Origin of the sequence: Kitasatospora sp. NPDC127035 (assembly GCF_042726075.1) — a bacterium.
GTDB lineage: Bacteria > Actinomycetota > Actinomycetes > Streptomycetales > Streptomycetaceae > Kitasatospora.
In genome coordinates, this window is the sequence record NZ_JBHXDN010000006.1 from 101,935 (window position 1) to 121,437 (window position 19,503).

General features: G+C 74.1%; 18 protein-coding genes and 1 riboswitch. Of the genes, 6 read left to right on the top strand and 12 right to left on the bottom strand.

The annotated features are described in order from the left end of the window. Positions 1-199: 199 nt before the first annotated feature. Positions 200-784: a TMEM165/GDT1 family protein gene (locus ACFWIC_RS05550; RefSeq protein WP_329878883.1), complete on the top strand. Its 585-nt coding sequence runs from the start codon at positions 200-202 to the stop codon at positions 782-784. Positions 785-841: 57 nt separating this feature from the next. On the opposite strand, the gene ACFWIC_RS05555 is transcribed toward ACFWIC_RS05550, so the two are convergent. After that, on the bottom strand, positions 842-2,065 hold the full coding sequence (locus ACFWIC_RS05555; protein ID WP_380516066.1) for a peptidoglycan-binding protein: 1,224 nt from the start codon (positions 2,063-2,065) through the stop codon (positions 842-844). A gap of 412 nt (positions 2,066-2,477) precedes the next feature. Here ACFWIC_RS05555 and ACFWIC_RS05560 point away from each other — a divergent pair, with 412 nt between their 5' ends. Then, positions 2,478-4,562: a DHA2 family efflux MFS transporter permease subunit gene (locus ACFWIC_RS05560; protein WP_380354149.1), complete on the top strand. Its 2,085-nt coding sequence runs from the start codon at positions 2,478-2,480 to the stop codon at positions 4,560-4,562. A gap of 77 nt (positions 4,563-4,639) precedes the next feature. Here ACFWIC_RS05560 and ACFWIC_RS05565 read toward each other — a convergent pair whose 3' ends face one another. Beyond that, a complete protein-coding gene (locus ACFWIC_RS05565; RefSeq protein ID WP_380354223.1) occupies positions 4,640-5,164 on the bottom strand; it encodes a MarR family winged helix-turn-helix transcriptional regulator in 525 nt (174 codons plus the stop codon). 62 nt (positions 5,165-5,226) lie between these two features. Here ACFWIC_RS05565 and ACFWIC_RS05570 point away from each other — a divergent pair, with 62 nt between their 5' ends. Then, positions 5,227-5,598: a cupin domain-containing protein gene (locus ACFWIC_RS05570; RefSeq protein WP_380354151.1), complete on the top strand. Its 372-nt coding sequence runs from the start codon at positions 5,227-5,229 to the stop codon at positions 5,596-5,598. A gap of 119 nt (positions 5,599-5,717) precedes the next feature. Here ACFWIC_RS05570 and ACFWIC_RS05575 read toward each other — a convergent pair whose 3' ends face one another. From ACFWIC_RS05575 to ACFWIC_RS05590, 4 genes are all read right to left on the bottom strand, one after another. Next, positions 5,718-6,599 carry a phosphotransferase gene (locus tag ACFWIC_RS05575; protein ID WP_380516071.1) on the bottom strand — a complete coding sequence of 294 codons (882 nt, stop codon included), beginning with the start codon at positions 6,597-6,599 and terminating at the stop codon, positions 5,718-5,720. 69 nt (positions 6,600-6,668) lie between these two features. After that, the gene (locus ACFWIC_RS05580; protein ID WP_329951608.1) at positions 6,669-7,154 is read right to left on the bottom strand and encodes a hypothetical protein; all 486 of its coding nucleotides are present in this window, start codon (positions 7,152-7,154) and stop codon (positions 6,669-6,671) included. A 339-nt stretch (positions 7,155-7,493) separates the two neighbouring features. Continuing rightward, the gene (locus ACFWIC_RS05585; protein ID WP_380516074.1) at positions 7,494-8,336 is read right to left on the bottom strand and encodes a helix-turn-helix domain-containing protein; all 843 of its coding nucleotides are present in this window, start codon (positions 8,334-8,336) and stop codon (positions 7,494-7,496) included. After that, positions 8,333-8,788 (bottom strand): DUF6879 family protein, encoded by a 456-nt coding sequence (locus tag ACFWIC_RS05590; RefSeq protein WP_380516077.1) that lies wholly within the window; start codon positions 8,786-8,788, stop codon positions 8,333-8,335. Before ACFWIC_RS05590 ends, ACFWIC_RS05585 begins: the two co-directional genes overlap by 4 nt. Positions 8,789-9,110: 322 nt before the next feature. On the opposite strand from ACFWIC_RS05590, the gene ACFWIC_RS05595 reads away from it, so the two are divergent. Together ACFWIC_RS05595 and ACFWIC_RS05600 are read left to right on the top strand one after the other, a co-directional pair. Further along, complete coding sequence (locus tag ACFWIC_RS05595; protein WP_380354159.1) at positions 9,111-9,443, top strand: antibiotic biosynthesis monooxygenase family protein; 333 nt, start codon at positions 9,111-9,113, stop codon at positions 9,441-9,443. Between the two features lie 304 nt (positions 9,444-9,747). Next, complete coding sequence (locus ACFWIC_RS05600) at positions 9,748-10,629, top strand: helix-turn-helix domain-containing protein (RefSeq protein ID WP_380516080.1); 882 nt, start codon at positions 9,748-9,750, stop codon at positions 10,627-10,629. Between the two features lie 46 nt (positions 10,630-10,675). Here the strand turns inward: ACFWIC_RS05600 and ACFWIC_RS05605 are convergent, their stop codons facing one another. The 6 genes from ACFWIC_RS05605 to ACFWIC_RS05630 form a co-directional block, all read right to left on the bottom strand. Beyond that, complete coding sequence (locus tag ACFWIC_RS05605; RefSeq protein WP_355406457.1) at positions 10,676-11,527, bottom strand: ECF transporter S component; 852 nt, start codon at positions 11,525-11,527, stop codon at positions 10,676-10,678. Next, the gene (locus ACFWIC_RS05610; protein WP_380516083.1) at positions 11,524-13,134 is read right to left on the bottom strand and encodes an ABC transporter ATP-binding protein; all 1,611 of its coding nucleotides are present in this window, start codon (positions 13,132-13,134) and stop codon (positions 11,524-11,526) included. Before ACFWIC_RS05610 ends, ACFWIC_RS05605 begins: the two co-directional genes overlap by 4 nt. Beyond that, the gene (locus ACFWIC_RS05615; protein ID WP_380516086.1) at positions 13,131-14,381 is read right to left on the bottom strand and encodes a CbiQ family ECF transporter T component; all 1,251 of its coding nucleotides are present in this window, start codon (positions 14,379-14,381) and stop codon (positions 13,131-13,133) included. Before ACFWIC_RS05615 ends, ACFWIC_RS05610 begins: the two co-directional genes overlap by 4 nt. A 183-nt stretch (positions 14,382-14,564) precedes the next feature. Next, on the bottom strand, positions 14,565-15,275 hold the full coding sequence (locus ACFWIC_RS05620) for an SCO2322 family protein (RefSeq protein ID WP_380516332.1): 711 nt from the start codon (positions 15,273-15,275) through the stop codon (positions 14,565-14,567). Positions 15,276-15,436: 161 nt separating this feature from the next. After that, positions 15,437-16,714, bottom strand: a complete 1,278-nt coding sequence (locus ACFWIC_RS05625; protein ID WP_380516088.1) for a prenyltransferase/squalene oxidase repeat-containing protein — start codon at positions 16,712-16,714, stop codon at positions 15,437-15,439. A 114-nt stretch (positions 16,715-16,828) separates the two neighbouring features. Next, a riboswitch (cobalamin riboswitch) is annotated at positions 16,829-16,895 on the bottom strand. Between the two features lie 247 nt (positions 16,896-17,142). After that, the gene (locus tag ACFWIC_RS05630) at positions 17,143-17,829 is read right to left on the bottom strand and encodes a TetR family transcriptional regulator (protein WP_380516091.1); all 687 of its coding nucleotides are present in this window, start codon (positions 17,827-17,829) and stop codon (positions 17,143-17,145) included. Positions 17,830-18,149: 320 nt separating this feature from the next. Between ACFWIC_RS05630 and ACFWIC_RS05635 the strand changes: the two genes are divergently transcribed. Continuing rightward, positions 18,150-19,460 (top strand): glycosyltransferase family 4 protein, encoded by a 1,311-nt coding sequence (locus ACFWIC_RS05635; protein WP_380516094.1) that lies wholly within the window; start codon positions 18,150-18,152, stop codon positions 19,458-19,460. Positions 19,461-19,503: the final 43 nt, after the last annotated feature.

Consider the following 19,503-nt stretch of genomic DNA (forward strand, 5'->3'; position numbering starts at 1 on the left):
TTGAAGGGGAGTAGCCCTCCACCGGACCGTCGACATACTGGCCCCCTGCGGGGCCCGGCGCCCGGGGCACACCGCACAGGGGTGCCGGCGAGACCTTCGGCCGCAGTGCTGTGATGTTCCAACCAGCGCTGTCGGGCCGAAGCGTCCCCTGACGGAGCCGCGGGAGTCCGGCGGCCCGACCCGAGGGACCGAACCCCCGATGAGCCTGACCGTAGCCGCGATCACCTTCGGCATCGTCTTCCTGTCCGAACTGCCGGACAAGACCGCCCTGGCCAGTCTGATGCTCGGCGCCAAGTACCGCGCCGGCTACGTCTTCGCCGGCATCGCCGCCGCCTTCGCCCTCCAGGTGGGCATCGCCCTGGTCGCCGGGCACCTGCTCTCGCTGCTGCCGCACCGCTGGGTGGAGGGCGTCACCGGCGTGCTGTTCCTGGCCGGCGCGGCGATGCTGCTCTTCCACGGCGGTGGCGACGAGGACGGGCACGAGGCCAAGGAGCCCACCGCCAACAGCTTCTGGAAGGTCGCCGGAGCCAGCTTCGTGGTCGTGGCGATCGCCGAGTTCGGCGACCTCACCCAGATCATGACCGCCAACCTTGCCGCCAAGTACGCCGACCCGCTCGCGGTGGGTCTGGGCGCCTGGCTGGCGCTCTGCGCCGTCGCCGGGATCGCGATCCTGGGCGGGCAGAAGCTGCTGAAGCACGTCCCGATGAAGATGATCATCCGCGTGGCGGCGGGTGTGATGGTGCTGATGGCCGGGTTCAGCATCTTCCAGGCGATCACCGGCTGACGCCCGGAGTCCTGCCGCAGCCGGCCCGGCCCCCGACCGACGGGGTGCCGGGCCGGTTCAGCAGGTGGTGCGCTTCGCCAGGGCGGCGGCCGTGTGGGGCCCGTAGACCCCGCTCTCGTCGCCCTGCACCCCCTGCAGCACCTGGAAGTAGGCGACGGAGCTCTCGGTTCGACGGTCGAAGTTGCTGGTCGTCGGGACGCTCATCCAGCACATGACGACGGCCAGCTTCTTCTGCAGGGTGAGGACCTCCGGCCCGTTCATCCCGTACTTCAGTGGCTGGAAGGTGGGCGTCGGCGTCGAGGTGGCCGTCGGAGCGGGCGTCGGGGTGGGGGTGGGCGTCGTGGCGGGTGGCGTCTCGGCGGAGGGGCTCGGCGCCGGGGGGACCGGGTCGGGAGCCGGTGCCGGAGCCGGGGGCGCGGCGCTCACGGGCGGGGTGATCGGCGCGGGCGCCGCGGTGGTGGCCGTCGACCGGGTCGGGCTCGGCTTGGCGGTCGTCCTGGTCGGGCTCGGGGAGCTGCTGGTGGGCGCCGGCGCGCTCGGGCTCGGCTGGGCCGGGGTGGTCGGGTCGACCGGGGCCGGCGCCGCTGTCGTGGTGGGGACGGGCACCGCCAGACGCTCCGGCTCGGCGGAGGGCGTCACCGCGTACGCGATGCCGACGGTGACCGCCAGCAGCGCGGCGCCGGCCGCGACCAGCACCCCCCTGCGCCGGGCGAGCGGGACCGGACCCGCGTCCTGCTCGGCCGCGCGCCGGGCGGCCCGGCCGCCGGGGGCGGGCGCGGCGCCGTCGGTCGCGGCGGAGTGGGACGCGGAGCCGTGGGCGTCGTGGGCGAACGGGAAGACACCGAGTTCGCCGGCCTCGGGAGCGGCGGGCTCGGCGGGCGGGAGCCCCTCGGGCGGCGACGCGGCGTACGGCTGGTGCTGCGGGGGGAACGGCGGGGGGAACTGGGGGGCCGACGCGAGCGGCGGGAGCACCGTCGTCGCGTAGGCGTCGGCGTCCGGGCCCAGCGGTGGGGCGACCGGAGGACGGTCCGGCGGCGGGGGCGTCGGGGCCGTCCGGGGCCGGGCGGCCGACGGCGGCACCGTGGTGGCGAACGGATCGCCGGCGGTCCCGTCCGACGGGCCGTCCGAGACCTGCCCGACCGCCTGCGGCACGTACGGGCGGACCAGCGGCGGGCCCTCCATGTGCGGCAGGACGGTGGTCTCGTCGAGGGCGCGGTCCGGGAAGCACCTGCACCCGGCGGAGCGCACGGTGCCGCACGTCGGGCAGTGCTGGTCCGGCATCGGCCGGCCCTCCTCGGTTCTCGCTCGGTCTCCCGGACTCGGACTCGTGTTCCAGGTGGCGGACGGGCCTGATTATGCAGGACGTCCCTGAGACGGGACAGGGGCGTCCGGCCCGGTGTGGGGGCCTTGTGCCGGTTGGTGTCGGTTGGGAACTGATGAACGGTCGGTGTGGCAGGCCCGGCGTCCACATGTCGGGCGCATGGCGGTGCCGCTTACGTTCGGCTCAACTGAACGGAGCAAATCCGGGCATTTCTGACAGCATGGTGAATCGGGAGTGATCATCCGAACGGCGCCCCCGGGCGCACCGGGCTGCCGTGACCGCCGCCACCGCTGCCCCCGGCACCACCACTGCCGCCGATACCGCCGACACCGCCGACACCGCTGACACCGCTGACACCGCTACGGAGACGCCATGACGGATCCGATCGCCGCGTCCGACCGAGGCCCCGACCGGGCCCCGGTGAGCGAGCCGGGCCCTCCGGAGGCCAACGCCCCCAACCTCTGGGTGCCGATCGGCGCCCTGCTGCTGGCGATGCTCCTCGCCGCGCTCGACCAGACCATCGTCTCGACCGCCCTGCCCACCATCGTCAGCGACCTCGGCGGCCTCGAACACCTCTCCTGGGTGGTCACCGCCTACATGCTGGCCTCCACCGCGGCCACCCCGCTCTGGGGCAAGCTCGGCGACATGTACGGCCGGAAGGTCTTCTTCCAGGCCTCCATCGTGATCTTCCTGCTGGGCTCGGTGCTCTGCGGCATCGCCCAGAACATGGGCGAGCTGATCGCCTTCCGCGCGCTCCAGGGGTTGGGCGGCGGCGGCCTGATGGTGCTCTCCCAGGCCATCGTCGGCGACCTGGTCGCCCCCCGGGACCGCGGAAAGTACCAGGGCCTCTTCGGCGCGGTCTTCGGCGTCACCAGCGTGCTCGGTCCACTGCTCGGCGGGCTCTTCGTCGACAACCTCAGCTGGCGCTGGGTCTTCTACATCAACGTGCCGGTCGGCGTGGTCGCCCTGGTGGTGATCGCCACCGTGCTGCACGGCTCGGAGGTGAAGCGGAGTCACCGGATCGACTACCTGGGCACGGTGCTGATCGCGTCCGTCGCGACCTGTCTGGTGCTGATGACCTCGCTCGGCGGCACCACCTGGGCGTGGGGCTCGTGGCAGATCGTCGGGCTGGGCGTGCTCGGCGTGCTGCTGCTGGTCGCCTTCGTCCTGGCCGAGCGGGCGGCGGCCGAACCCGTCCTGCCGCTGCGCCTCTTCAGGTCCCGGACGTTCAGCCTGGTGGCCGTCATCTCCTTCGTCATCGGCTTCGCGATGTTCGGCGCGCTGACCTACCTGCCCACGTTCCTTCAGGTGGTCATGCAGGTCTCGCCGACCATGTCGGGCATCCACATGCTGCCGATGGTGCTCGGCATGCTCGCCACGTCGATCGGTTCCGGTCAGATCGTGGCCCGCACCGGCCACTACCGGGCGTTCCCGATCGCCGGGACGGCTGTCACCGTCGTCGGCCTGCTGCTGCTCTCCCGGCTGGACGAGCACAGCAGCACCTTCGAGATGAGCTGCTACTTCCTGGTCTTCGGCCTCGGACTGGGCCTGGTGATGCAGGTCCTGGTGCTGATCGTGCAGAACTCGGTCGGGTACGAGGACCTGGGCGTCGCGACCGCGGGCGCCACCTTCTTCCGCTCGATCGGCGCCTCCTTCGGCGTCTCGATCTTCGGGACGATCTTCGCGTCCGGGCTGAACGACCGGCTGCGGACCGCCCTGGCGGGCGCCACGCTCCCACCCGGTTTCAACCCCGACGCGATCACCTCGGACCCGCGCGTCATCAGCGGCCTGCCGGCCGCGACGCAGGCCGACATCTACCACGCGTACGCGGAGTCGATCACCCGGGTCTTCCTCTACGCGGTGCCGGTCGCCGTGGTGGCGTTCGTGCTCTCGCTGTTCCTGAAGGAGCAGAAGCTGCGGACCACCGTGACCGCTCCCGACCTCAGCGAGTCGATCGGCCTCAACCCGGTGCAGCGCTCCTCGCTGGACGAGATCAGCCGGGCGCTGTCCGTGCTGAGCAGTCGGGAGGCCCGGCGCGACCTGTTCAAACGGATCACCGCCACCGCGGGGCTCGACCTGAAACCCGCGTCCAGCTGGCTGCTGCTCCAGATGCACCACCAGGGGTCGGTCGAGCCCGCCGAACTGGCGGAGCGTCGGATCGTGCCGTTCGCGGTGGTCGAGGAGGCGGTGCGGGAGGTCGAGGGCAACGGCCTGGCGTCCCGCACCGGCGGCCTCCCGCTGCGGCTCACCGAGCCGGGCGAGGAGGTGGCGCTCAAGCTGGTCGCCGCCCGCCGGGAGCAGCTCGCGGACCTGTTGGGCGACTGGGACGAGAAGCAGTTCGACGACCTCGCCGCACTGCTCACCCGGCTCTCCTCGACGCTCTGCGCCGACCGCCGCGACCGCCCGGACCCGGTCGGGCACGAGCTGCCCTACCACGGCGAGGGCCGCTCCTTCTGACGCTCCCTCTCCTCTCTCTTCTTCCTCCCCTCCTTCCCCTCTCTCCCCTTCCTCCCCTCTCTCCCCGTCGCCCCTCGCTACGGGGCCCCGAACCAGCGCGGGGTGTCCAGCCGGAACGGGTCCCCGGGCGCGAGGGTGCGCAGGGCCGCCTCCAGGGCGCGCAGGTGTTCCTCGCCGCCGAGGGTCGCGGACCACTGTCCGCGCAGCTCCTCGAAGATCCGGGCGGAGCGGACGAGGCAGTCGACACCGCGGGGGGTCAACCTGACCACCTTGCGCCGGGCGTCGGCCGGATCGGTCCCGCGTTCGACGTAGCCGAGCTGTTCGAGGTGCTCGACGGTCTTGCCGGCGGCCTGCTTGGAGACGCCGAGGCGCCGCCCCAGCTCGACCGCCGTGGTGCCTTCCGGCCCGATCGCCTGGAAGACGAAGCCGTGCATCGGCCGGAGGTCCGGGTGGCCTTCGCGGGCGATGCGCTCGTGCAGCTCGTCGATGATCACCCGGAAGGCGAGCAGCAGGCGGAGCGGCAGTTCGTAGCCGGGCTGCGCCCGGGATTCGGGCGTGGTCCGGGGGGCCTCGTCCTGCTGCGGGTCGTTCTCCCTTGACACGATCGACAACCTCATTGACTATATAGACAACTTGATTGTCCATTGTAGGGGGTCAACCGCTCTTGTCCGTCATCCGCAGTACCGAGGCCCGTCGTACCGAGACGCCCAACGCCGTCATGACCACCTTCGCCTCGCCCGCCCAGGGCGGTACGGGCCTCGCGCTCTGGAAGGTCGAGATGGCACCCGGGAGCTCGGGCCCCCGCCACGCCATGGACACCGAGCAGGTGTGGACCTTCCTCACCGGCTCCGCCGCCGTCGACCTGGCGGGTGAAGCCCTGGCGGTCGCCGCCGGGGACACCCTCGTCCTGCCGGCCGAGGTCGTCCGCCGGATGAGCTCCGAGGGCGGCTTCACCGCCGTGGTCGCCTCCCCGACCCCGTCACGGGCCGTCAACCCGGAGACCGGCGACCGCGTCGTCCCGCCGTGGATCGCCTGACCTGCGACGGCGATCGACCGGGGTGCTCGCCTGCCGTGCTCGGCCCGCCTTCCCCGACTGAGGGTGCGGAGGTCCGGCTGCTGCGCGGAGGCGTCGGCGGCCGGACCTGTTCCGGGCGGCTACCCGAGACGGTGGCGAAGCCAGGCGAGTCCGTGGGCGCCCAGGGCGTCCCACTGCCGCCCGGGCGTCTCGGCGGCGCGGAGGGTCCACAAGCCGGTGAGGATCGCGACGAAGGCCGTGACGGACCGGTGGGGCGCGGCACGCCACAGGGAGATGCCGTCGGCCCACCGCTCGGCGCGCTCGGGAGTGTGCCCTGCCTCGATCAGCCGGACGACCACGTAAGCCGTGTCGGCCCATGCGGCGCCGGGGGCGGGGAAGGCCCAGTCGACGACGCGCACGGCTGCGCCGTCCACGAGGAGGTTCGGCCCGGTCAGATCGGTGTGGACCAGGGTCCTGCCGTCGATCAGGTCGGGTGCTTCGCGTTCGGCCAGGACCAGCGTGTCCAGCCGTGCCACGGTCCACGGATCGAGTCGGTCCCGGTGCCGGTTACCGAGGTGGTGCCAGAAGTCCTGTCCCGACCACCGATCGGCCAGGCTGAAGGCGCGCAGGGGCGGCGCCGGGGTCAGTGTTCCGGCGAGCGTCTCCAGCGTCCGGGCGACCAACGGCAGGTCGGCGGACCCCGGAGAAAGATCCGCGTGCCTGCCGGGAACGTGCTCGAACCCCAGGGCCAGCCACCCGCCGGCCTCGACCTTCCAGAGCATGCGGGGCGCGATGTGCGGCGGCAGCACGGAGTTCACGACGGACTCCAGGCGGTGCATCCACGCCTTCGGGTTGTCCTCGCGCACGGCCTTGCAGAAGACCGGCCCGCCGGTCGTCTCCAGCGTGGCGGCGAAGTCGGACACCGTTCCCGCCGTGGGAGGCACGGCGGCGGTCACCGTGCCGGTCCGCCCTTCGATGCTGATGCGCAGGGCGTCCGGTAGCTGCTTCCAGATGTCGGTCATCGGGGGTTCCTCGGGGTCGGGCCCGCCCGGTCCCGGACCGCAGGGCTGGGCGGGCGATCTGATCGGCTCCTAGCTGCTGTGGCAACCGCGGTGGCACTGCGAGCAGTTACCGCTGCCGCTGGTGTCGCTTCCGTCTCCTCCGCTGCCCTCGGAACACTCGGCGGACATGCTCCACAGTTCGGGGTCCACGGCGTACCCGCTCGCCCCGATGACGGCCACCGTGGTGGCGATGCCGACGCCTTCGGCGGACTCGCCCGCGCCCTCGGTCGGCACGTGGTGGAGGAACCGGCCGGACAGCGAGCGGCAGAACTCGGCGTAGTCGGTGGTGTGCAGGATGAACGTGTGCCATCCGATGTCCACCAGGCTCGACGGGGCGAGCCTGGCGCCGGGGTTGACTGCGCACGCTCCCAGGAAGGCGAGGGCCTGGTCCATGACTCGCTCGGCGAGCGCGAGGTCCATCTCCTCCTCTCCGGCGATCCGGGTGACCATCCGCTCGAACAGGGCCGGGTCGACGAGGGACCGGCCCGTGATCCGCTCCGTGCTGATCGACATCATGTGGACTCTCCTGACTCTGAGGTCGGACCCGATCCGCTTCTGCGGCCATGGATCCTGCAGTCCGCCATCGGGGACGGACGGGCGGGGCTCTGCGCGGCGGCGGTCCGAGCGGGTCGGCAGTGCCGCCCGCCGTTGACGCTGCCCGGTCGTCAACGGCGCATCGCCGAGCCCTTCGTGGGTGAGGACCGGCCGGGGGCGGTGGGTCCTTCAGGGGGGTGCGGGTGGGCCTTCCGCGTCGGTCGAAGCTCCTTGGCCGGCACGCTATGCCTGCGGGAACCACCGATGGGCCTGTGATTCTCGAATATTCCAGGGCTCGCGGGCCGGATGCGCGAGGATTCCTCAGACGGCTCCGAGTGCCCTACGGCACCGCGCCAGAACCCTGTGGGCGTCCGGTCCGAAGACGGCTGCGCCGGCCATCGTTTCCCAGGCACGCGCGTACAGGGCCACGTTCTCCGCCTGGTCCAGCCACAGTTCCGCGTGCCAGTCCTCGACAATGACAAGCCGTTCGTCATAGATCCAGAAGCCGTTGGCGGGCGGAAGGGTGAGCTGGGCCTCGAACGGCACGATGCCCAGGGTGACGGTGTCCAGACCGATCACGCCGCTGAGCCGGTCCAACTGAGCGGCCATGACGGCGGGCGGGCAGAGCCGGGCACGCAGCGCGGCCTCCCACATGACGATGCGGTACTGCTTGCCCGGCCGGTAGAGGGTTTCCTGCCGTCGAACGCGGGCTCGTACCGCCTCCTCGACATCGCGCGGCGACCGGTGGAGGTCCACGTACGCGTTGAACACGTGTCGGGCGTAGTCGGCCGTCTGGAGCATGCCGACGATCATGGAGCCTTCCCAGGCGCGCATGACCGTCGACCGCTCGTACTCGATCGTCAGCGTGTCCTGCACCGGCCGGTGTCCGGCCGCGAGTTGCCGTCGCCATGACCGGGACTGCGACTCGAACGCCCGCAACCTGGCCGTCAGTTCGGGCCCCGCGCCAGGCCGGCCGACACCCGTTGCCCAAGCCCTGAGGTCGTCGTGGGTGGCGGTCTGTCGGCCGGTCTCCAGCTTGCTGACCTTGGACTGGGTCCAGCCCAGGTGCTCGGCCAGTTGCCGGCCCGTGAGACCGCCCTCGGTGCGCAGCTCGCGGAGCCGTAGGCCGAGGGCGATTCTCGCTTGTCGGAAGTCGGTGGTCACACGCCGGACGGTACCCCGGCGACGAACGCCCGATGCGGCGTGGCGAAGTGCCGGGCAGCGTCCCGGACCTGGCAGGCGCGAGCCACCTGGACCGGGTCGGTGATCAGCTCCACGCCGGTCAGATCGTCGTCGGGGTCGAAGCGCAGCAGGGCGATCACGCGCGAGTCGAACAGCCAGGTGTCCTCCGCCGGAAGGCCGAGATGATCGGCGTCGGCGCGCCAGAGGTACCGGATGTCCTCGCCCACGGCACTGTTCCGTTCGGCGTTGTCGAGCAGGTACCGCTGCCCCGGGGTGGGCGGGCTGTCCATGGCGTTGCGGAGCTGGGCCACTTCGTCGGGGTCGGTGACGGCGTCGCCCTGCACCAGCACCTCTCCGGTCTCGACATCCTCGTAGAGCGTCGGGCATCCGTTGTTCCCCGAGTTGCTTCCGATGTACCGCAGTCGTCGGCTCACAGCCGCTCCCCTCGCTGTCGGTCAGGCCGAATCAGGATGCCGTGGAATCGGTCCGAGGACGGCGTTGATTCTCGAATATTCCCCTGAGGCGACAGAAGACCCCGTCCGGCCGGTGAAGGCCGGACGGGCACGGGCCGCTGCTCGTCGGCGATCCATGGAGACAAGACCGGTGGTGCGCGCCGAACCGGCGACCGCGTCGTCCCGCCGTGGATCGCCTGACCTGCGACGCTTCGTCCGCGTGAGGTGTAGCAGACTGCCTTCTCAGTGAACAGGGCCCGCACCCCGACCTTGCGTCGGGGGCGGGCGGACGAGGAGGTACGGCGTGTCCGTCGTCAAGATCAATGTCCTGACCGTCCCCGCTGAGCAGCGGGAGGTGCTGGAGAAGCGCTTCGCCGCCCGGGCCGGTGCGGTGGAGAACTCGGACGGCTTCGAGTACTTCGAGCTGCTCCGCCCGGTCGAGGGCACCGACCAGTACCTCGTCTACACCCGCTGGCGCGACGAGGAGTCCTTCCAGGCCTGGCTCGCCGGGCCCATGCAGGCGGCCCACCGCCAGGGCCCGCCGGCCGCCGAGGGCGAGGCCCCGCAGCGCCCGGCCGCCAGCGGCTCCACCCTGTGGTCCTTCGACGTGGTGCAGTCCGCCGCCCCGAAGGTCTGAGGCCGGCTGCTCCTGACGGTGCGCCCCGGACGGTTCGTCCGGGGCGCACCGTCGTCGGGTCCCGCTTCGCGGCTGCGGGCGAGGTGCGTGTCGAGCCGGTCGGTGCCGGGGCAGGGCGCGTTGTGGGGTGTCGGCGTGCGCCGGGGTGAGTGCGCGTGCGCCGCCCGATCGGGTGATCCGGATGGGGTTTCCGGGGCGGTCTGCTGGATTAGCGTGATCATTGCGCTCAGCAGCAGCGTTCCAAGGAAAACCCCGGCGGTGCGCCAACACCCCGGGGAACGGCACCAGGAGAAAGCGCTCCACGATGCAGATCAATCGTATCCCCAAGCACGCGCCCGGGTACACGATCCTCGACAACGGGCATGTCGTGCGCAAGCACTCGCTGAGCTGGGCGGCCCGTGGGCTGCTCGGGTACCTCCTCAGCCTGCCCGACGGGGCGCGGGAGGACGTCCGGACCCTGGCCGCGAAGAGCGTCGAGGGCCGGGCGACGGTGGCCCGGGCGTTGCGCGAGTTGGAGGAGGCCGGGCACTACGTCCGCCGGACCTCGCGCGATCCCCTTTCGGGCCGGGTCCGGACGCTGGTCTCGGTGCACGAAGTCCCGGTGGTGGGAAAGGCCGTTCACACGGTGCCGCCGGTTCCCGCGTCCCCGGCCGCCGGGCCCGCCGGAGCCGGTGCGGCAGGTGCCGGGAAGGCGGGAGGCCCTTCCCCGAAGGCAAGGACGACGAGGGAGAAGGAAGCCGGGAAGCCTTCCGTCCTTCCGTCCGGGACGGGCAGGCCGGTCGCGGCGCCGCCCCGGAGGACCGAGGGCCTGGGCCTGTTGATCGAACTCGGCCGCCGGGATCCGCGGTTGGCGCTGGCGGGGAAGCCGTTGACGGACCAGGCCGCCCGGGTGGAGGGCCTGCTGGCGGGCGGCTGGGCGCCGGACGCCCTGGCGGGCATCCTGTCCGCCCCGCTGCCGGAGAAGGTCACCCGCAGCGTCGGGGCGATCCTCGGCGCCCGGTTGCTGGGTGTCCCGCCGGTCCCGCCGGTCTCGCCGGTCTCAACGGGCCTGCGGACGGCGGGTGTCGGGGTGGCCGTGGTCCCGGGTCAGAGGCGGCACCACGAGTGTCCGGGGCGGGGCGGCATGTGCGGGCGTCATGTCGGCGGAGCGGGGAAGCTCTGCGCCGGTTGCCGCGGCTCCCGGTAGCGCGGATCCGCCCCCGGGAGAACCCCGATGCCCTGGGGCGCCGCCGTCAGTCCTCCCGCGGCGGGTGGAAGGCGACCGGGGCGGCGAAGGCTGCGCGGCGGGTGGCCCGGCGCAGGGCGCGCAGGACGGGGGTGCCGAGGGTGAGGCAGAGGGTGACGGTGAGAACGGCGCGGGGGAGGTCCCACCCGAGCGAGGTGGTGAGGCAGTAGACGGCGAACCGGACCAGGTTGTCGGAGAGCGGATCGCCCGGGACGAAGGAGATCGAGCTCGCGAGCCCGGCGATGTAGGGCCAGCCCTGGAGGTTCATGATCATGCCGTAGAGGAGGGACGCCCCCGCCCCGTAGACGGCGAGCATGACGAGCTCGCGCCGGCCGCGCACGCGGTCCGGGCCCGGGAGGAGCCCCGCGCCGAGGCTCACCCAGCCCATGGCGAGCATCTGGAACGGCAACCAGGGCCCCACCCCGCCGGTCAGCAGGGCGGAGGCGAACATCGAGAGCGCGCCGAGCACGAAGCCGAAGCCCGGACCGAGGACCCGTCCGGCGAGCACCATCAGGAAGAACATCGGCTCCAGCCCGGCCGTGCCCGCCCCGAGCGGTCGCAGGGCGGCGCCGGCGGCGGCCAGCACGCCCAGCAGGGCGACCGCCTTCGCGTCCAGGCCGGGGGCGCCGCCGCCCGCCGTGCGGCCCTCGGAGATCTGGGCGACGACGACGGCGAGGAGCAGCGGGAGGAGCAGGGCGAACAGCCAAGGGGCGTCGGTGGAGTGGCCGACCAGGGCCGATTCGGCGGAGGCGAGCAGCGGCCACCCGAACGCGGCCACCCCGACCAGCGAGGTGAGGAGGAGGGCCGTGATCGAGCGACGACCGAGCGGGACGGGACGGTTCAGGCCGTTCTTGCTCATTCCGCGACCTCGGCGAGGGCGCGGGCGACCTGGGGGACGGTGAGCCAAGGGCCCGGAGCGAGCACCTTGGCGACCTGCGGGGCGAACGCCGGTGAACCGAGTACGACTTCGGGCGTCGGGCCGTCCGCGACGATCTCGCCCTCGGCCAGGATGGCCGTGCGGTGGGCGAGTTCGGCGGCCAGCTCGACGTCGTGGGTGGCGAGGAGGACGGCGTGGCCGTCGGCGGCCAGGGCGCGCAGGATCTCGACGAGCCGGGCCTTGGCCGCGTAGTCCAGGCCCCGGGTGGGTTCGTCCAGGAGGATGAGCGGCGGGCGGGCGGTGAGCACCACGGCCAGGGCCAGGGTGAGGCGCTGGCCCTCGGAGAGGTCGCGGGGGTGGGCGGCGCCGGCGAGGCCGGGCAGCAGGCGTTCGACGAGGGCGCGGCAGGTGCCGGGTTCGGCGCCCGCGTCGCCGTCGGCGGCGGCGCACTCGGCGGCGACGCTCTCCCCGTACAGCAGGTCGCGCGGGTCCTGCGGGACGAGGCCGACGTGGCGGATCAGGTCGGCGGGCCGGGTGCGGTGCGGGGTGCGGCCACCGACCGTCACGGTGCCGGAGGCCGGCGCGTGCAGGCCGACCAGGGCGCCGAGCAGGGTGGACTTGCCCGCGCCGTTGCGCCCCATCAGGGCGGTGATCTCGCCCGCGTGGAGGGCGAGGTCGACGCCGCGCAGCGCCGGGACGGAGCCGCGACGGACGGCCAGGTGGCCGGCCTCGGCCAGGACCGTGCCGAGGGGGGCGGGGGATCCGGTGGGGTGGTGGCCGTCCAGGCGGGTGCGGAGGCCGGCGGCCCGGCGGCGGGCGTCGCGGACGGACAGCGGGAGCGGGTGCCAGCCGGCCAGCCGGCCGAGTCCGACCACCGGCGGGTGGACCGGCGAGTGCGCCATCACCTCGGCGGGTTCGCCGAGAACGGGCGGCGCGCCGGGGGTCAGCAACAGGACCTGGTCGGCGTACTGGACCACGCGCTCCAGCCGGTGCTCGGCCATCAGCACGGTGGTGCCCAGGTCGTGGACCAGCCGCTGGAGCACGGCCAGTACCTCCTCGGCGGCGCTCGGGTCCAGTGCGGAGGTGGGCTCGTCCAGGACCAGTACGCGCGGGTGGACGGTGAGCACCGAGCCGATGGCGACGCGTTGTTGCTGGCCGCCGGAGAGCGAGGTGAGCGCCCGGTCGCGCAGGCCGGCGAGGCCGAGCAGGTCGAGGGTCTCCTCGACGCGCCGCCGCATCACGTCCGGAGGGAGGCCCAGCGACTCCATGCCGTAGGCGAGTTCGTCCTCGACGGTGTCGGTGACGAAGTGCGCCAGCGGGTCCTGGCCCACGGTGCCGACCAGGTCGGCGAGTTCGCGGGGGCGGTGCTCGCGGGTGTCGCGCCCGCCGACGGTGACCCGGCCGTGCAGCACGCCGCCGGTGAAGTGCGGGACGAGGCCGCTGACCGCACCCAGCAGGGTGGACTTGCCGGAACCCGACGGGCCCACCAGAAGGCAGAGTTCGCCCTCGGGAACGGTCAGGTCGACGCCGCTGAGCGCGGGCGCGTCGGTGTCGGAGTACTGGACGGTGACCTGCTCGAAGGTGATCACGAGGCCCTCCGGGGCGGGGTCGGTGCGTCGTTCGGGTCGGTGCCGGTGCCGGTGCCGGTGCCGGTGCCGGTGCGGGTGCGGGCCCCGGTGTCCGGTCCGGGATCCGGCGGCGGGCCGGTGTCCGCGCCGGCCGGGCGGGTCACCGTGGTGGGGCGGGGCACCGGGGTGACGAACGCCGGCACCAGACCGACCAGGACGGCCAGGACGGCGGTCAGCGGCAGGACGGGGACGGTCGGCGGCACCACGGTGGGTGCGAAGGCGGCCGGGTAGCCGGCGGCGAGCCACGTCGTCAACGCGGCCACGGCCGTGCCCGATCCGGCGGTCAGCCACTCGGGCAGCGCCCACGGGTCCGGGCGGTAGCGGGTCCGGACGGAGCGCCGGCTGCCCAGCAGGAGTCCGGTGAAGGCGGCGGCCAGGCCGAGGAGGAGCACGGGCGCCGCCCAGCCGGCGCCGCCCGCCGTCAGCAGCCCGTACGCGGCGAGGCAGATGCCGAGCAGCCCGGCCAGGGTGAGTGCGGCCGTGGCCCGGGCCAGCCTGCGCGGAACGTCGGCGGTGCGGCCGAACCCGCGGGTGTCCATCGCGGCGGCCAGCGCCACCGAACGCTCCAACGCCCCCTCCAGGACGGGCAGTCCGACGCTCAGGACGGCGGCGACCCCGCGGTCGCTGCGCCCGCGCAGACGGCGGGCGGCGCGCAGTCGTTGGATGTCGGCGACCAGGTTCGGCGCGAAGGTCATCGCCACCACGACGGCCACGCCCGCCTCGTAGAGCGCACCGGGGAGGGTGCGCAGCAGACGGGCCGGGCTGGCCAGGGCGTTGGCGGCGCCGACGCACACCAGCAGGGTGGCCAGCCGGAGCCCGTCGTACAGCGCGGCGAGGAGTCCCTCGGCGGTGACCCGGCCGCCGATCCGCACCCCCTGCGCCCAGGCGGGAAGGGGCACTTCGGGGAGGGTGAACAGGACGTGGGTGCCGGGGACCGGCGAACCGAGGAGGACGGCGAAGACGAGGCGGATGCCGAGCACGAGGAGGCCGAGGCGGAGGAACGTGCCGTAGGAGCGCGACCACGGCGCGTCGGTGCGGCGGGCGGCGACCACGTAGCCGGCGACGGCGGCGAGGAGGAGCAGGAGGAGGGGGTTGGTGGTCCGGGTGGCGGCGGCGCCCAGGCCGAGTGCCCACAGCCACCAGGCCCCGGGGTGCAGTTGGCGGGGGCCTGGCGCCGGTCGGCGGCGGGCGGCACGGGGTGTGGGCACGGTGGGGTCCTGGGGAGCGGGGGTCGGGGGAGCCGGGGCGGGGTGGGACGGTCCGGGCGGGTCGACGGGTCGGCGGGTCGGCGGGTCGGCGGGTCGGTCCGGTCCGCTCCGGTCTGGTCGACGGACGTCGGTCGGTCTACGGGGCGGGGCGGCGGTGACCCGGTGCGCGGACGGCCGTCGTCCTCATCGGCGGCGGCGCGTCCGGTGGACGGCGCCCGCCACGAGGAGGGCGATGAGGGCGACGCCGGCGATCACGCCGAGGTCGGGGCCGCCGATGCCGGACGAGGCGTCGTCGTGCGAGTCGGTCCCGGAGCCGCTTCCGGCTGCGTTCCCGGACCCGCCGACCGGCGTGGTGCCGGCGGCGGACGGCCGGTCGGCGTTGCCGAGTTGCTCGCCGCAGCCGGTCCGCGGGTAGCCGGCGATGGCGCAGAGCAGCCCGTTGCCGTCGTACCGCAGCGGCGGTGCGACGGTGGCCAGCACCTCCGCCGAGGTGGCCCGGGCGCTGACGACGGCGCAGGCGGCGCGCGGTTCGGGCGGGGTCTCGCGTGCGGGTGCGTCGGCGGGGGTGCCGAAGTCCAGCACTACGGCGACCCGCTTGCGCCCGCTCTGCTCCGGGGTCGCCCCGCAGACGGCCGCGAAGTCCCCCGGGGTGCCGGGTCGCGCGGCCTCCTGGCCGCCGTCCGGGCTGACGGCGAACCGCCAGCCCTCGACGGCGCCGTCCGGCGGGACGTGCACGGCGGGCCCCTGCTGCTGGTAGGCCCAACCGCTGCCGGACCACTTCCAGAACGACCAGTACCGGTACCCGGCCGCCTGTGCGGGAGCCGCTCCGAGCACCAGCAGGATCAGCACTCCGGTAACCAGCCCGGCGAGGAACCGGACGGCCGCGGGCGCCACCCGCCGCCAGCACCGCCGTCGTCGCTCGGCGGCCGAGAGCCCGGCAGCGGGGCCGCCCGCGTCGCCGGACGCACCCGAGCCGGACGCACCCGAGCCGGGCGCATCCGGTGACGGGGAGGAGCCGGCCACCCGGGGGTGGCCGGCCAACGGGGCGGGGTCGGTCACGGCCTGGCGCCGCGCTTGCGCTGGAGGCTCAGCAGCAGGCCGCCGCCGATGCCGATGAGCAGGCCGATGCCGAGCACCCAGTACGTGCTGAGTCCGCCGCCGTCGTCCTTCTTCGCGGTCTCGGACGCGGACGCGGTGGGCGACCCGTTCGCGGCGACGGCCTTGGGAGCCGGGCCGAGGGCGGTCAGCTGGGCGACCAGGTCGCTCCCGCCGAACGTCGCCGGGTCGCGCTGCGCCGCCTGCGCGACCAGCAGCAGCGTGGCGGTGGCGGCGGCGTCGGTACCGCCCTTGGTCCAGGTGCCGCCCTCCTTCGCCAGCCAGTCCACCGCACCGGCGGCCTGCTGCGGGTGCCCGCCCTGGACCAGGCCGAGCACCGCCCAGGCGGTGGCGGTGTAGTCGGGCGTCGGCGTCGCGCCGGCCAGCTTCAGCATCAGGTGCTGCCCGTCGGACGCGAGCTGCGTGGTCAGGTAGGCGGCCACCGCCTCGCCCGAGTCGGCGCGCGGCACGGGCGCGGCCGTGGCGCCGTCGGTGCAGGTGAGGGGCTTGGGGGCGGCGTCGGTCCGGTTGGTGTTGGTGACCGGGAGCTTCCCGCCGGCCGCGGCGAGCGAGGCCTGGCCGGTGGCCAGGGCGTTCGCCTCGCCCGCGGCGTCCGGGGCGGACTGGTAGACGAAGGCGCCGCGCTGGTCGGCGGGGGCGGCGCAGCCGAGCTGGAAGGTCGCCAGTCCGTCGAAGGCGTTCCTGCCGGCCTTGGCGACCCCGGCCGGGTCGGCCTTGGCGGCGAACAGGGCGTTCACGGCGAGGCCGGTGGAGTTGGCGTCCCCGGGGTTGCCGGGGTTGTAGGCCCAGGTGCCGTCCGCGTTCTGGTTGGCCTTGAGCCACTGGACGCCCTTGTCGACGGCGTCCTGGTGCCCGCCGAGGGCGACCAGCGCCTGGATCGCCGCGGCGGTCGCGTTGCTGTCCGCCTGCGTGGGGTCGCAGGCGGCCGAGACGTCGGCCCGGTAGGAGAGCCAGCCGCCGTCGGCGCACTGCCGGCCGGTGAGCCAGGAGACGGCGGAGTCGGCCGGGGTCACCTTCGCGGCGGCGAGCGCGGTGAGCGAGAGCGACTGCCGCCACACCGCGTCGTAGGTCGGGTCGCCCTTGCCGTACAGGCCCTCGGGGAGCGCGGTGGCACCGGCGCCGGGGGTGGGGGTGTCGGCGAGCGCCGGGGCGGCGGCGGTGCCGGTGAGCAGCGCGGCGGTCAGGGCGGCAGCGCCCAGGCGGGCGGCGGTGAGCATGGTGGGAGGTGTGCCTTTCGGTGAGCGGTGTCGGCCTGGACAGGCCGTTCCGTAGCCCTCGACGGTGCCCGGCGGTGGTCCGCCCGGCTGGGCCGCTCGCCTCTCCCCGGGCGCTCCGACTCGCCCGGCAGGCGTGGTGCCGGGCTCACGGTTGCGGGGTCAGTGCCGGATTCGCACCGGCTTTCCCCGGAGGAGAAACGGGATGGAATTGTCCTGCATGCCGACTTTAGCCGCCGCGCCGGGCGGGGTGGATCCGGCGGGGCGAGAACACGTTCCAGTCCTGGAGGGGGTGGAGGGGGCGTGGGGGGAGAGCGGGCGGAGAACGAGGAGGCGGCGGAGGGGGAGCGTGAAGGGAGGGTGTGCGGAGGGGCATGAGGGTGGAGGGGGCGGGTGGAGCGGGGGCCGCCCCGGGGCGGGGCGCCGAGCCCTCAGGGCAGGGTGAGCAGCCGGGCCGCCGTGTGCAGGTCGGCGCGGACCTCGGCGATCGAGGCGCGGCCGGAGAGCCAGGCGACGAGCGCGGCGTGCCAGGTGTGCTCGATCACCCGGACGGCCGCGCGCTGGGCCTCGGTCGGTGGTTCGGACTGGCCGATGGCATCCAGGATCAGCCGGCCGGTGGCGACCGAGACCTGGTCGACCTCGGCGCTCACGGAGCGGTCGGCGAAGGAGAGCGCGCGGACCATGGCCTCCGCGAGCAGCGGTTCGCGCTGGAGGGCGTGGAACGCCCGGGTGAGCGCCTCGGCGACCCGCGGGGCGGGTTCGCGCTCGGCCGGCGGGTGCCGTCGGACCTGCTCCTGGAGGCCGCGCAACTGCTCCAGCATGACCGCCACCAGCAGGTGCACCTTGGACGGGAAGTACCGGTACAGCGTGCCGAGCGCCACCTGGGCGCCCTCCGCGACCTCCCGCATCTGGACCGCCTCGTACCCGCCGCGGGCCGCCAGCGCGGTCGCGGTGCGCAGGATCCGGCGGCGCCGTTCGGCCTGCCGGGCGGTGAGCGGCGGTGTCGGGCCGGCGGCGGTCGCGGGCACGTCGGAGACCGGTGCGGCAGGCGGCGCACCGGGCGGCGTGACGGTCGGCAGAGCGGGGGCGGCGGGGGCGGTGGACGTGGGCGGAGGCATGGCGGACGACGGCAAGGGGGCTCCCGGGGCGCGAGAGTGACGGGCTGCTCCGGCGGTGCCCGGCGGCTCCGGGCGGTGTCCGGGCAGTGCCCGGGCGTCCGCTTCCACGGCCGCTCGGGCGACTGTTCGGGCGGGCTGCTCGGGCATGGTGCTCGGGCGTGGCGTGAATCACCAGCCCTGGCTCCTGAGTGGAAGCTACGGGCCGGTATCTTCGAGGTCTCTCATTGTTCACCTGGTTTCCGGCGAACTCCACACCACACTGAAACCTGATCTACTTTAGCGACCGGCAGCACCGACAGCAGCAGAGACGAGGGCCGACGATGACCGCGCAACCGCTGCGGATTGCCCTGCTCTCGTACCGGGGCGACCCGTTCTGCGGTGGCCAGGGCGTGTACGTGCGGCACCTGTCCCGCGAACTGGCCCGCCTAGGCCACCACGTCGACGTGATCGGCGCCCAGCCCTACCCCGTGCTGGACGAGGTCGAGGGGCCCGGTTCGGTCCGCCTGGTCGAGCTGCCCAGCCTGGACCTGTACCGGACGGACGACCCGTTCCGCACCCCGGCGCTGGACGAGTACCGGGGGCCGGTGGACCTCCTGGAGTACGCCACCATGCGCACCGGCGGGTTCCCCGAGCCGCTGACCTTCTCGCTGCGCGCCCGCCAGTACCTGGCCCGGCACCGCGGCCGCTACGACGTCGTGCACGACAACCAGACGCTCGGCTACGGCCTGCTCGGGCTGGCCCGGCACGGCTTCCCGCTGGTCACCACGATCCACCACCCGATCACCGTCGACCGACGGGTCGAGCTGGAGGCGGCCACCAGCAGGATCAGGCGGCTGTCGCTGCGCCGCTGGTACGCCTTCACCCGGATGCAGCGCCGGGTCGCCGCCAGGCTGGACCACATCATCACCGTCTCCGGCACCTCGAAGCGTGAGATCGCCGAGCACCTGGGCGCCGTGCCGGGCGCCGTCTCGGTGGTGCCGATCGGCGCCGACACCCGCCTCTGGTCCCCGTCGGCGACGGTGGACCGGGTGCCCGGGCGGATCGTCACCACCTCCAGCGCCGACGTGCCGCTGAAGGGCCTGGTGCACCTGGTCGAGGCGCTGGGCAAGGTCCGCACCGAGCGGGACGCGCACCTGGTCGTGGTCGGCAAGCCGCAGAAGGGGGACGGGCCGATCGCCCAGGCGGTGCGCCGGTTCGGGCTGGAGCGGCACATCGAGTTCCGGCACGGCCTGACCGACCGGGAGCTGGTCGACCTCTACCGCTCGGCCGAGGTGGCCTGCGTGCCGTCGCTGTACGAGGGCTTCTCGCTGCCCGCCGCCGAGGCGATGGCCACCGGCACGCCGCTGGTCGCGACCACGGGCGGGGCGATCCCCGAGGTGGCCGGCCCGGACGGCGAGACCTGCCTCGCGGTGCCGCCGGGCGACGCGGGCGCGCTGGCGGCGGCGCTCGGGCGGCTGCTGGACGATCCGGCGCTGCGCGCCTCGCTCGGTGCGGCCGGACGCGAGCGGGTGCTCGCACGGTTCACCTGGGAGCGCGCCGCCGAGCTGACCGTCGAGGGTTACCGGGCGGCCATCGCCACCGGGGCCGGCCGGAACGCCCGGTCCGGTCCGGGCTGGCGCTACGTCGCCTGACGGGCGGCCGTCGGGCGGGTCCGCCGGGCCGCCGGTCCGGCGG